A 12,214-nucleotide genomic window follows, 5' to 3' on the forward strand; every position below is an offset into this window, starting at 1 on the left:
TGGGTTTGTTTGGTCTCCACCTACTGAGCTAATCGTTAACGCTTAAAAAATAAGCACCCACTAACTTAATTTAACCTCGGAGACCTGAAATCCTCATCCGTAGTGTTTAGGAATATGTATTAAATAGGAGCATTTCAGGGTTCAGTTATCAGTTGTTTTTCGGAAACCCTGACTGCTAAACCCTGACTGTTGATGATTGATTGTTAACGAATCGCTGATTCGTAGTAATTTTGCAACTGGCGGGTGGCGGCAGCCCAACCCCAGCGTTCGGCTTCGAGGCGGGCATTTTGCCGTAGGGTTTCTCGTTCTTCTTGATGGGCCAAAAGGCGCTTGGTAGCAGCGATCGCTCCCTCTTCATCTTTTGGGTCAAATAAGTAACCGTTAACGCCATCGGTAACGATATCGGGAATCCCTCCGGAACGCGCGGCGACAACGGGACATCCGGCTGCCATCGCCTCCAACAGCACTAATCCTAAAGTTTCTGTGCGCGAGGGAAAAATAAAGGCGTCTGCTGAGGCAAAGGCTGAGGCGAGTTCAACGCCGGTCAGATAGCCGACGAAATGGGTGGGTGTCCCGGCAAAGTGTTGTTGCAAGGCTTGTCGATGGGGGCCATCTCCCACTAAGGCGAGACGCGCGTTGGGAATGGCTGCTAGGACGGGCTTAATGCGGTCAATTTCTTTTTCTGCGCCCAGACGCCCTACGTAGAGTAATAAAGGGCTTTCCGGGTGTCCTTGGCTAAGACGCGATCGCATTTCTCGGCTTGACAAGTGGGGCTGGAATAATTCTGTATCTACTCCTCGCTGCCACAAATCCACTCGCTGGATGCCGTGACTGGTAAGTTCCTGCACCATCGCCGTAGAAGTACAGAGATTCAGCCGCGCTTGGTTATGGGCTGATTTGAGCAATTCCCACAGCACACCTTCTAACATTCCCAAGCCGTAATGCTGGAGATACTGGGGTAAATGGGTATGATAAGACGCTAGTAAGGGAATCTGCATCGCTTTGGCGTAATACAGACCCGCTAGTCCCAAAATAGCTGGGTTGACAACATGAATGATATCCGGTTGAAACTTCTCTAGTTGATAACCAATGGAGGGGCGGGGAAAAGCCATTTTCAACTCTGGATACCAAGGCAACGGGAAGCCAGAAACTCCGTAGATCCTGGCTCCTTTATATTCGGTTAACCCCCCATCTGGGGAAAAAATCAGCACTTCGTTGCCGCTGCGCTGTAAATGTTCAACGGTGTGGCGCAGGCGCGTCACAATGCCGTCAACCTTGGGCAAAAAGGTTTCGGTAAAAAGAGCAATTCGCATAATTCAGTGCTGAGGGATGAGGACTGAGGGCTGAGTGATAGATTTAAGCGCGATCGCGACTGAGGGCTAAGGACTCAATGAACGGTCAAGTCTGAGGAGTTATTAAAGTTTATCTGTCTTTTCAATGCAACAATTCAACCCAACAAATTGCTTGCCAGTTGCCACTCTCTCCTCTATTTTTCTTTTCACTCAGTCCGTGCTTCGCACCGCTTCGCTAACAGTCCTCAGTCCTCAATCCTGATTACTGACGGTGCCAAGAAACTTTGGGCATGATCTGATTTTTATCGACGCGGTGCTGGTACTTGACGGCAAAGTTGAGCAACGAGTCGAGTAGGGCGTCGGATAGATAGTGAGGTTGTAAGCCGAGATCGAGCAAATTGGTGTTTTTGGCGTTGAAGTAGTGTTCTTCTTTCTCGACTCTGGGATTGTCGAGGTTGTGGATATCAACATTCAGTCCCAAGGAATTCCCGGCTTTTTTCACCATTGCGGCTAAGTCACCGATGCTAAATAGTTCGGTGAATTGGTTGAAGACGCGGAATTCGCCGGGTTGGGCGGGGTTAGCGATCGCAAGTTCCATACATCGCACTGTATCTCGAATATCCAAAAAGCCTCTCGTCTGACCGCCTTTCCCGTACACCGTCAGGGGATGCCCAATTGCTGCTTGGATACAGAAGCGGTTGAGTGCCGTCCCAAAGACTCCATCGTAGTCCAGGCGGTTAATTAACAGCTCATCCATGCCCGTCTCTTCTGTCAAGACGCCGTACACGACGCCCTGATTCAAGTCGGTGGCGCGTAGCCCCCAAATCCGGCAAGCAAAGTGGATATTGTGGCTATCATGAACTTTGCTGAGGTGATACATCGATCCGGGCTGCTTCGGATAGGGCAAAGTATCCTTACGCCCGTTGTGTTCGATGGTGATGTAGCCTTCTTCAATATCAATGTTAGGTGTCCCGTACTCGCCCATCGTCCCTAATTTGACGAGGTGACAGTCGGGGAAATCTTCTTTGATCGCATACAGCAGATTCAGCGTCCCCACCACGTTGTTCACCTGGGTGACGACTGCGTGTTCTCGGTCAATCATCGAGAAGGGTGCCGAACGCTGTTCGCCAAAGTGAACGATTGTCTGTGGTTCAAACTGGTGCAGCGCTGACTGGAGGAACTCGTAGTTAGTGATATCCCCAATAAATAGGTCTATGGATTTGCCGGTGAGGTCCTTCCAACGCTGAAGGCGTTGTTGAATGGGTGCAATAGGGGTTAGGGTATCTGCGCCTAGTTGCATATCCCAGTGACGCCGCACCAGGCTGTCTAGAATGCCGACTTCGTATCCTCGACTGGAAAGATAAAGCGCGGTTGCCCAACCGCAGTAGCCATCACCGCCAATAACCAAGACTTTCATACGGGTTCAATTAATCTTGCTTGCCAACACTCGGTAAATTTACCAGGTAATGGTACCTTCTAGACCATCGAAGTGAATTCCTTCTGAGCGATCGCCGGTACACCCCATCGAGCTTGTAGTCGTTTGCTTCTTTCTCGTATTTCTTCCCTCCTTCGTCATCAATCTTTGGGAGGAAAGCGTTGTTGTCCCAGTGGCGGCGACCCAGCAATCAGATGTGAAAGTGTCTCCAAGACCTCCAGATTGAAAGTTGAAGGTTCCTAGCGACAAGGAACCTTCAACCTTTAGCTTTGAACCCTTTACACCTTCACTTCCTCGGCAAAACTTCCCCAACGGACGAACTCGAAAGGACCCCCGACCGATCCCCAAATATGCTCATCGGTTTCGGGATCGCGTCCCCGATCGAGACTGATAAACCTGTTTTCGTCAATCTCAAAGGTGCTGTCGAGATAGGTGTTTTGACCTTTGCGAACCACCATACAACCTTTACCGGGTTCGACGTAACCTTTGAAGCTGTGACCTGTCCATTCGACGATCATGTTACAGCCTGGTAATTTTTCCAGTTGGTCTGCTTTGAGGTTATGCAGGCGCTTGGGGTCGCGGGAGGCACCATAAAATTGTTCTTCATTCTTAACTGTGTAGTTTTCAATTTCGATGCGATCGCCATTCGTAATTAACTTTAAAACCCGCAGCCGATATGGGTCATTAATCATATAGTCATACGCTTGTTCCACCAGGAAACTCACGCCCGACAACAGTTCCAGGGGTAGAGGACGCATACAGACGCGGATATGGGCAAAGATGGGAGGATTTTCAAATGCTTGTGCTTGGTTGCTGAAATCTGCTGCCATCCAGCGAGCTAAGGTAGCAATATCAGTAGAATGCGTCATTGTTTATTAAAATGCCGTTGTTGAGAAATGATCCCCCTTATTTTAAGATGCGCGATCGCTCCTCCTAAAGTTTCTTGAAACGATGAAGCCACTAGAACGAATGCAGTTGTCTTTGACGGGGCTTTCTGTCGGAGATGCCTTGGGTGAAAGGTTTTTTGGGTTGGTAGAGGAACTGAACGAAAGAATTCAACAGCGTCAAGTTCCTCCCAGACGCTGGTGCTACAGTGACGATACCGAGATGGCACTGTCTATCGTGGAGACACTGTGGCGTTATGGGAGGATAGATCCCGATGCTCTTGCCGCAGCGTTTGCCGAACGCTTCAACCCTTCTCGCGGCTACGGTGCAGGGGCGCAGCTGCTGCTAACAAGGCTGCAATGGGGCGCAGACTGGCGCACGGCAGCTTCGGAGATGTTCGGGGGTACTGGTTCTTATGGCAATGGTGCAGCGATGCGGGTAGCACCGTTAGGCGCTTATTTTGCTGACAATCTGGAAGCAGTGCGAGAAAATGCAATTCTTTCAGCGCAACCAACACACGCTCATCCAGAGGGAATTGCTGGAGCGATCGCTGTTGCAGTTGCTGCTGCGATCGCTTACAGGGTGGGTGAAGGTGAATTTATGTCTGGAGAGCAATTTCTCCAACAGGTTGCTCTGAATGTCCCGGAAAGCGAGATTCAGAGCAGCATTCGGCAAGCGATAGATATTCCGAGCGAGCGCTCTCCACCTGTGGTAGCGCAACAACTGGGTTCCGGCTACAAAATTTCAGCTCAAGATACGGTGCCTTTTGCCCTGTGGTGTGCTGCCCATCATTTGGAAGACTACCAGGAAGCTTTCTGGGCGACAATTAGCGGTTTAGGCGACATGGACACAAACTGCGCCATTGTAGGCGGGATTGTTGCCCTTTCCGCACGCCAAAAAGGAGTCCCTACCCCGTGGATTCAGGCGAGGGAACCGTTGCCAGATAATTTTTCAAGCATTTTTGCTGGCGAAAGTTATTAAAAATGCAAAATCAAGTTAAAAAACTGAACGCGCTACCCGTTTTAGGTAGATGCACAGGAGATACACACAAGATTTTCTTGCTCCCCTCTCCGTGAAGGTCGAGTGGCTAAGTGTGAAGTTTTTCTTATCGCATTCAAATAGGTTTAAGCTGAAGAAAAAATTCCCTTTTTGTTATTTTTTTTTAGGTTCCTCTATCTGGGCTGGGCACACTGCTTGATAAAAATCCCCGATGATACTTCCCGATTGAATTTTTGCTTCTAGCAGCTTGTCGTTTTTACCTACATCGATATCCCCGACAATCCGACCGCTTTGGTCAAAACGAATAGACCGACGCCATCGGAATAAGCCTTTTTTACACTCTATTGCATGATAATTGTCCACCCCAATCGCACCATCTGCTTCCGGAGCTTGAAACAGATTCCGTCGCCAGAATTCTACAAGATTTCCCTGACGCACAATCCGCGCATCGTCGATATAGATAGGGGTGTTGTCGAGGGTTTTGCTTACGGGCACCCAAGCCGCGATCGCTCTTGACGTAGCAATCATTGTCATCAAGCTGATCCCGGATACTATAGCTAGACGCGAAGGTTGAAAGGTAAGCAACTTAGTCATGGGATTGCAAAGATTATCGAGATGAATGGAAGGGTGATAAATGCGAGCGTTAACTGTTTTTAACGCTTACTTTTGAGCCGGAACAATAGGAACTGAGTCGTCTGTTTATCTTGGAAATTATCATCACTGACTAGAAGTAAACTTTGGCTGCCATCCGGCAAGCGGGGGCCAATAGTCATGCCTTCCAAATTGCCCAACGGAATGCCTATTTCATCCAAGTCCAACAGCAACTTTTTCTTCACTGGCTCAATCCCAGTAAGCTCACCTTTAAGGCTGGGGACACTAGAAATATCTGTTGCCCCGCCCATTGCTGCCTGATAAATTCTCACCCTGTAACCTAACAGGCTCAAAGAACGTTCCAAGGTGAGGAAGTGCCCCCCTGCATCTAAAGATAAAAATTCCGGCAAGCCATCTTTGAGTGCCCCACTTGGAGGCGGTTCCATTTCGTATAAATGTTCGGCAATCAGCAGCGGTGGGCCATCGCTGAGCAAATAGTGCAAGATCCGACATTTTGCTCCCTGCTTTGAACTAATTGCTTCGCTATCCTGCATCAATGATGACTCAGTGGCAGTAAATAGACGAAACGGTTCCCCGGTTGCTGGGAGAGTACCGACGGGATTGAGGGTGAGGGCTTCAAACCCCAGGTTATTCTGGATGCCACGAGTCTGGGTTTTGTTGCCGCTGACATCGGGAAGATAGCGTTCCGGGATGGGTAAGTTCTGCCGCAGGCGTCCAGTTTTTAAGTCAAATTCCCCGATAAAGGGGGGAATGCCATCGCGGGCGACCCCTTCGCTAGAGATAAATACGGATTGTTGAGGAGACACGGCAATCCCTTCCGTATCCACTGTACTTTTGGGATAGGTGTTGCCATCTTCCTTTGTTAGAAAAGTAACGTCCTCAACTTCTACTTTCTGGATGCCAATTTTGCCATCGCTAGCGTCATCGATAACCATGTTAAGGGTATAAAACCGGGCTGGGGCAAACTTGCTGCGGTCATCTGAAATTGCGTAAAAACGGTTCTGCTTCCGGTCGTAGGTTAGCCCCGATAAGCCGGAAACAGGTGTATCCTTAAATTTCGTCTTGGGCAGCTGGTATTCCCCCAAAAAGTCGAGGGATAGATCCAGAAAAACTCGATCTTGCGTCATTCCTGGCTGGACTCCGCAGGAAGTGACAAAAGTCAATAAGGCGATCGCTATCCCCAGCACCCAAGATCGTGGTCTAAATTGCCCACCGTTCACCAGCTTTCTCCTAAACTTTACAACAAGCGCGGAAACTATCGCTTTACTGTAGCAGTCAGTTGGGTGAGAAACGCTACAACTTCTGATATTAACCAGGTCTGCTTGTATAGTTTGTTATTAACAATTTAAACTGCTCGCGCTAAAAATATTATGCAGAATTTGCTTGCTCGTCTGTGGTTGCAGCAACGTCGCTCAAGCGCTTTAGGACTGGGAATTGCTGCCGTTTTGTTCCTACTGTGTTCCGGTTCTGCCGGATGGGCAGCAACTGCGGCGGATAATAAACCCAAACCCAACCCCTTAGAGATAACGACACCCGATCCACTGCTGCCGCAGCCGCAAGTAGATCGTCCCCTGACACCTGGAGAAATCAGCCAATTCAGGCAGGCTCTGGATGAATTAAATGCTCAGGCAGCTGCTCAGCTTAAAGCCGGTAATGCACCGGCAGCGTTTGAAATTTGGTATCGGGAATTGCGATTGCGGCGATCGCTAGGGACGGTGGAAGAGGTGGAAGCGCTAGGACGAGTTGGAGCGATCGCTTGGGAAAATAATCAAAAACTTGATTTGCAAATCATCACCAAGCGTTTGCAAGCAATTCAGGATCGGGCTTTTGGCAGGACACCAGAGCCGAAAGGCAAAACGCCGCGCCAGCAAACAAACTTGAATGGAGGCAAAACTGAAGAAATTGTTTTGTCTTCCCCTGTCTCGGCAGTGGACATAAAGCTGTTGCAAGCTTTGGGTCAAGCTTACCAGCAGATACGACTGCCAGCCCCCGCGCTGGAGGATTATCAGCTGTTGCTGGCTGATGCACGGCAGCGCCAAGATAAAGCCACAGAAGAGGCAATGCTGAAAATCATTGCCCAATTGCACCTGAACTGGTTTGATTATCCTAAGGCAGCGGCAACTTATGAGGAATTGCTGAGTTTTGCCACTCAACAGGGCGATACGGTCAACCAAGTGGTTTATCTGCAACAGCTGACTTACATTTACGACAAGGCGAAGCAACCGGAAAATTCTTTAAAAGTGAAGCAACGGCTGGCAGAAAGTTACCTCGCCATTAATGATTTAACTCAGATACCAGCGTTGAAGATAGCGATCGCTACTGATTACGAAGCTCTCAAACAACCAGACGAAGCGAGTAAAAACTACCAAGAAGCCTATAATATAGCGTGGTCTTTACAGCAGTTCGCTTCTGCCAGCGAAGCTTTGAAAAAACTAGGAGATCTCTACCGAACTTATAAACAACCTGAATATGCTTTGCAGGTTTATCAAACTCTTTTGCAGGTAGAGCGGCAGTCCTACGATTACTATAACTTGATGAAAACCTACGACCAAATCGGTCAGATTTATCTAGAACGCGGGGACTTAGCGCCAGCAAAAGCAGCGTTTGAACAAGGGTTGGAATTAGCAAAGTCGTTAAAGTATCAGGAAACTTACTTTGCCAATCAGCTAGCGCGAGTGACTCAGCAAGGTTCGCCGTAGATATCAGTTCAGAGAAAAGCGAGTTCTTGTTATCTATAGGGCGCAAGCATTTCCAATCCCTAATCAAAAATGGTCTAACTGGGCATTCTGCCCTTACAGGCGTTTGTCCCAGTACAACAGAAAGCTTTATATTCCTTCAGAGAGAGTTAAGACTTCAGGAAGTTTCCCACCGAAGATTGATTCTGTTTGTTTTGGCAATTGATAACTTTATAAGTATAAAGACAGCGCGGTTCTGAGCCTAAATATTAAATATTAGAACTGCTATCAAAATTATCTCCCTTCCTGAGATAGTCTTTCTTCCTTGGTTATAGACTTCTGTGATTTGGTGTTTGCTCTTAGAGCCAAGTAGAAATGCTTGGTTCGTTTTTTTTTATTACAAAATGAGTACATCTTACTTTTGTAAAAATGCAAGCGTGAGTTTAGTCACGGTTTTAGAAATCAAGAAAAAACTGTAAAGGTAAGGTTACTTTCTATCTTCCAGGAAGGTTTTCTGGGTGTTTTAGTGGCTTACATCAGTTGTCTTGCGTCAGCTAGACAGTAATTCCACAAGCGTTTTACTTAGATATTCATACTGCGCCGGAGTGTTGTAAAGTTGGGCTGAAATCCGAATCAGCTGTTTGGGAGGTGCAGGCCAATAAATCACCGGCACCTGAATGCCAAAGCGATCGCATAACGCATCTTGTAGCGAGGGCGTTATTTGCATCTCTCCTGGGCTATTTGGCATTTCATCCGGCAATGGCACGGTTGCCATCGAACCAATCATCTCATCGGGACACGGTGGCGACACCTGTAGCGTTTCGCAAAGTAGTTGTCGTGCTGTTAATGCCATTGCTCGGTTACGTGCCATCAATTCGCGCCATCCACCCGGCAACAGCGAACCCAAAAATCGAATTGCCTCTGCGACACACAGATAAGCGCTGGGATCGTCGGTGCCCATCCAGTCGAATTCTAGATGAAAGCGCGATCGCTCTTTTCGGGGCGAGTTGGCACCATGACTAATCGTTAGCGGACGAATTGCCGATTGCTTGTCGCGCCGCACATATAAAAATGCGGCTCCTTTCGGGGAACACAACCACTTATGACAGTTGCCAGTGTAATAAGTCGCTCCAAGTTCCCGCAGATTCAGCGGCAGCATCCCTGGCGCATGGGCACCGTCTATCAGGGTATCGACGCCGCGCTCTGCCAGTTGGTGAGCTAGCTGTTGGATGGGAAAAATTAGCCCTGTCTGGCTGGTTACATGATCTAGCAGCGCTAGCTTTGTTCTGGGTGAAACCCGCTCCATCACGGCTTTGATGACTTGTTCTGGCGATGTGATGGGGAAAGGCACGGTTGCCACAACTATCCGCGCCCCAGTCCGACTGGCAATGAAATTGAGCGCATTGCGGCAGGCATTATATTCCTGATCTGTTGTCAGTAATTCGTCGTCTTGGGAGAAATAAAGCGGGGAGCTGCTAGAATCGCCTCCCCCAAGCGATCGCAATATCGCATTCACTCCAGTTGTTGCATTCGGGACAAATACCAACTCTTCTGGATCAGCACCCACGAACTGAGCTAACTCATCCCGCGCAGCATCCAGCAGCGGCTCAAATTCGCGCACAAAAAATCGCAAAGGTTCCCTTTCCAGTTGCGCTCGGAAGCGTTGTTGGGCTTCCAGAACTGGTAGCGGGCAAGCACCAAACGAACCATGATTCAGGAACGTTACGGCTGGGTCAAGCGACCATAACTTCTGAAATTCTGAATGACGAAGGATGAAGTCTGAAATTTTCTCTTTCATGCTTCATCCTTACAATTAAATTAATTAAACTCCCCAGGCAAGATTCGAACTTGCGACCAATCGATTAACAGTCGATCGCTCTACCACTGAGCTACTGAGGATCGTTCACTCAATCTTTTCAACAGTTACTAATATTAGCGAGTGCCAATATAACTTGTCAAGCCCTTTTATAGTTTTCTGAGAAATTTTTTTGAGCCGAATGAATGTTCAGTTATTTCTGGTTCAAACGCCACTCAGCCAGACGCTCGCGAGCTTTAGCATCCAGGGAATTCGCTAAAAAACGCCCCGACGAATGTTTCTTGGGTCTATTTTTGCGTATAACCGCACGAGCGGTTAATTCTACGTCGTAACCCAGCTGTTGCGCTGACATCCATTCTGCGCCATACCCCACTACTGTTAATTGCTGCGCCCGATCTGATGTAGCGACAATCAAGCGCCGTGCCGATCTGTAGGGATTGTAACGAAAGGAGGCACAGGTTTTTTCGATGTAAGTATCTGCTGTCTGCCCAAAATCAGTGTAATAGACTGATAGCTCGTGGGTGATAGATTCACAATTACTGCGTGTGTCTTGATACTGGGCATCAAATACAACTTGAGTTTCAAAGCCCTTAAAAGCGCTGTAATTGACCAAAGCCTCAATTAATTCAAGACGAGCGGCTTCTAGCCCATTGCGATCGCGGGTTCTTTGCAGGTAAGACCATAGTCCAATGACGTTGTAGCCGTCAACGAGCAAAACAGCCTGCGGGGATGGGCGTTGCATTGTTTTAAGCCAAGATTTTTTAGGTGAAAATAACTATTTCATTATCTTAACAATATAGTCAAGTCAGTTCTGTCGTCCTTTTTGCAGAACTAAACAAAACCTGCCCAAAAATAGTTTTTGTTTACAAGGAGGAATCTTGGGTTTGCAGGAGGCGTTGTCTTAAGCGTTTGGGTTCTCCTCGATCCACTACGCAGCCCTGCTCTAGTAAGAATGCCCCATCGGCATAATTTAACTCATCTAATCGATGCGTGACCCAAAGGGCAGTCAGACCCCGGCTTTTCACCAAGCTTTGCACTTGCGCGACTAAATCCAACTGAGAATCTGGATCGAGCAGGGCGGTGGGTTCATCTAATAGTAAGACTTCCGATCGGCGGGCGATCGCACCGGCAATGGCAATTCGCTGTTTCTGACCCCCACTCAGAGCATAGATGGGGCGTCGTTCCAGCGCGAGTAAATTAACCGCTGCCAGTGCTTGCTCTACCCGCCCGCGTATCTCAGCGGGCGAGAGATTTTCCTCCACCAGCCCAAAGGCAACATCAGCCCCGACTGTCGGCATCACCAACTGATGATCGGGATTCTGGAAGACAAAGCCAATTGGGTTTAATATCTGAATTTCTCCTGCTTGGGGACGCAACAGCCCAGCCAGTAATCTCAACAATGTTGATTTTCCACTGCCGTTGGTGCCCAAAAGCATCCAGAATTCACCCTTGGGCACCTCCAGAGAACAGGAATCTAAGACTTTCTCCCCTTTAGGCCAGTTGAAGCAAAGGTCTTTGACTTGAATGGCAGGCTTGACCATTTCGACACCAGCAGGAAATGTGTTCATTCAGCGAGGGCGAAGAAGCCGGGAGGTCTTCCAGCCGATGCTGTGCTGGATTTCTGAGATATCTGAACGGCAACAATCTCGCTACTGAGAATGCCGATTTTTTTCTCCGGCTGGCGTTCGCAAGTGAGTTCTAACAGTTGCGCGTTGCCAGAGCGGATTGCATTCAGAATTTCTTGGTAAACGCTTTGGGCATCTTCATCTGACTTCCGTTGCACCGACAACGACATCGGCGTATTTTTCAAAATTAGGTCGATTGTAAACATGAGTTAAGCAATTGCAATTAAATATCGGCTCCACATCCCTAGTATCTCAGACGCGAGCCAGTTGCTGCCCGATGGGAAAATTCGTTGAGCAGGGGAGAAAGGATTTCATCTTCGCCTCTATCTTGGCGTTGGTAAGTTTCGCAAATCCTTTCCTAGCCTGGACTTTAAGCGCACTCACTTCCTGAACTGTCGCGAGTGATGAACATCTGCGATCGCATCTGTCGCCCCTACCGCTAAATATTAAAATGAGTTAAATAAATTTACCCAAAACTGTGCAAGTTGGACATAATAAGATTAAACTCTAGTAAAGAATCGTAAACTAGATTGACATCCTAGTTTGTTTTCTGCGTAGCCCATCTAGTTACAGATGGAGCCAGCAGAAACCGCGATGACTGTACTTATAACTAACCTGTTTGGAGATTTGCTGTCATGACTATCGCAGTCGGACGCGCGCCGAGTTCAAGAGGGTGGTTTGACGCCATTGACGACTGGCTCAAGCGCGATCGCTTCGTATTTGTCGGCTGGTCCGGCCTACTGCTATTCCCCTGCGCCTATCTAGCGCTAGGCGGCTGGCTCACCGGCACCACCTTCGTCACCTCCTGGTACACCCACGGACTCGCCTCCTCGTACCTCGAAGGCTGCAACTTCCTCACCGTCGCCGTCTCCACT

At 48.4% G+C, this 12,214-nt stretch carries 12 protein-coding genes, 1 tRNA gene and 1 pseudogene; 3 read left to right on the top strand and 11 right to left on the bottom strand.

Annotated elements, in window-relative coordinates; translation table 11 throughout:
• Nucleotides 1-203: 203 nt before the first annotated feature.
• From NC997_RS09370 to NC997_RS09385, 4 genes are all read right to left on the bottom strand, one after another.
• Nucleotides 204-1,313, bottom strand: coding sequence for a glycosyltransferase (locus tag NC997_RS09370; RefSeq protein WP_190427235.1), 1,110 nt, complete (start codon nt 1,311-1,313; stop codon nt 204-206).
• Nucleotides 1,314-1,554: 241 nt separating this feature from the next.
• On the bottom strand, nt 1,555-2,709 hold the full coding sequence (locus NC997_RS09375) for an NAD-dependent epimerase/dehydratase family protein (RefSeq protein ID WP_190427239.1): 1,155 nt from the start codon (nt 2,707-2,709) through the stop codon (nt 1,555-1,557).
• Nucleotides 2,710-2,748: 39 nt separating this feature from the next.
• Nucleotides 2,749-2,976 carry a hypothetical protein gene (locus NC997_RS09380; RefSeq protein ID WP_190527536.1) on the bottom strand — a complete coding sequence of 76 codons (228 nt, stop codon included), beginning with the start codon at nt 2,974-2,976 and terminating at the stop codon, nt 2,749-2,751.
• Between the two features lie 29 nt (nt 2,977-3,005).
• Entirely contained in the window at nt 3,006-3,596 is a 591-nt protein-coding gene (locus NC997_RS09385; RefSeq protein WP_190411745.1) for a chromophore lyase CpcT/CpeT, read from the bottom strand.
• An 82-nt stretch (nt 3,597-3,678) separates the two neighbouring features.
• Between NC997_RS09385 and NC997_RS09390 the strand changes: the two genes are divergently transcribed.
• Nucleotides 3,679-4,593: an ADP-ribosylglycohydrolase family protein gene (locus NC997_RS09390; protein WP_190527538.1), complete on the top strand. Its 915-nt coding sequence runs from the start codon at nt 3,679-3,681 to the stop codon at nt 4,591-4,593.
• 171 nt (nt 4,594-4,764) lie between these two features.
• Here NC997_RS09390 and NC997_RS09395 read toward each other — a convergent pair whose 3' ends face one another.
• Entirely contained in the window at nt 4,765-5,145 is a 381-nt protein-coding gene (locus NC997_RS09395) for a surface-adhesin E family protein (RefSeq protein ID WP_190527540.1), read from the bottom strand.
• A gap of 119 nt (nt 5,146-5,264) precedes the next feature.
• Nucleotides 5,265-6,443, bottom strand: a complete 1,179-nt coding sequence (locus NC997_RS09400) for an esterase-like activity of phytase family protein (RefSeq protein ID WP_347276108.1) — start codon at nt 6,441-6,443, stop codon at nt 5,265-5,267.
• A gap of 150 nt (nt 6,444-6,593) precedes the next feature.
• Here NC997_RS09400 and NC997_RS09405 point away from each other — a divergent pair, with 150 nt between their 5' ends.
• Nucleotides 6,594-7,922 carry a tetratricopeptide repeat protein gene (locus NC997_RS09405; protein ID WP_190527542.1) on the top strand — a complete coding sequence of 443 codons (1,329 nt, stop codon included), beginning with the start codon at nt 6,594-6,596 and terminating at the stop codon, nt 7,920-7,922.
• 526 nt (nt 7,923-8,448) lie between these two features.
• Here the strand turns inward: NC997_RS09405 and NC997_RS09410 are convergent.
• From NC997_RS09410 to NC997_RS09430, 5 genes are all read right to left on the bottom strand, one after another.
• A complete protein-coding gene (locus tag NC997_RS09410) occupies nt 8,449-9,696 on the bottom strand; it encodes an aminotransferase class V-fold PLP-dependent enzyme (RefSeq protein WP_190527544.1) in 1,248 nt (415 codons plus the stop codon).
• Nucleotides 9,697-9,725: 29 nt separating this feature from the next.
• Nucleotides 9,726-9,797: transfer RNA gene (locus NC997_RS09415), tRNA-Asn, on the bottom strand.
• 110 nt (nt 9,798-9,907) lie between these two features.
• Nucleotides 9,908-10,456: an NYN domain-containing protein gene (locus NC997_RS09420; RefSeq protein ID WP_190411750.1), complete on the bottom strand. Its 549-nt coding sequence runs from the start codon at nt 10,454-10,456 to the stop codon at nt 9,908-9,910.
• 121 nt (nt 10,457-10,577) lie between these two features.
• Entirely contained in the window at nt 10,578-11,255 is a 678-nt protein-coding gene (locus tag NC997_RS09425) for an ABC transporter ATP-binding protein (protein WP_190411754.1), read from the bottom strand.
• A gap of 23 nt (nt 11,256-11,278) precedes the next feature.
• Nucleotides 11,279-11,545, bottom strand: a complete 267-nt coding sequence (locus NC997_RS09430; protein WP_190411751.1) for a hypothetical protein — start codon at nt 11,543-11,545, stop codon at nt 11,279-11,281.
• Between the two features lie 429 nt (nt 11,546-11,974).
• Between NC997_RS09430 and NC997_RS09435 the strand changes: the two are divergent.
• Nucleotides 11,975-12,214, top strand: a pseudogene (locus tag NC997_RS09435) (photosystem II D2 protein (photosystem q(a) protein)); the annotation flags it as partial.

Origin of the sequence: Trichocoleus sp. DQ-A2 (assembly GCF_039961915.1) — a bacterium.
Lineage (GTDB): Bacteria > Cyanobacteriota > Cyanobacteriia > Cyanobacteriales > FACHB-T130 > FACHB-T130.

Coding starts and splice junctions, on each gene's coding strand:
- NC997_RS09390 (WP_190527538.1), top strand. CDS start 3,679: ATGAAGCCACTAGAACGAATGCAGTTGTCTTTGACGGGGCTTTCTGTC.
- NC997_RS09370 (WP_190427235.1), bottom strand. CDS start 1,313: ATGCGAATTGCTCTTTTTACCGAAACCTTTTTGCCCAAGGTTGACGGC.
- NC997_RS09430 (WP_190411751.1), bottom strand. CDS start 11,545: ATGTTTACAATCGACCTAATTTTGAAAAATACGCCGATGTCGTTGTCG.
- NC997_RS09395 (WP_190527540.1), bottom strand. CDS start 5,145: ATGACAATGATTGCTACGTCAAGAGCGATCGCGGCTTGGGTGCCCGTA.
- NC997_RS09405 (WP_190527542.1), top strand. CDS start 6,594: ATGCAGAATTTGCTTGCTCGTCTGTGGTTGCAGCAACGTCGCTCAAGC.
- NC997_RS09375 (WP_190427239.1), bottom strand. CDS start 2,709: ATGAAAGTCTTGGTTATTGGCGGTGATGGCTACTGCGGTTGGGCAACC.
- NC997_RS09385 (WP_190411745.1), bottom strand. CDS start 3,596: ATGACGCATTCTACTGATATTGCTACCTTAGCTCGCTGGATGGCAGCA.
- NC997_RS09420 (WP_190411750.1), bottom strand. CDS start 10,456: ATGCAACGCCCATCCCCGCAGGCTGTTTTGCTCGTTGACGGCTACAAC.
- NC997_RS09425 (WP_190411754.1), bottom strand. CDS start 11,255: ATGGTCAAGCCTGCCATTCAAGTCAAAGACCTTTGCTTCAACTGGCCT.
- NC997_RS09410 (WP_190527544.1), bottom strand. CDS start 9,696: ATGAAAGAGAAAATTTCAGACTTCATCCTTCGTCATTCAGAATTTCAG.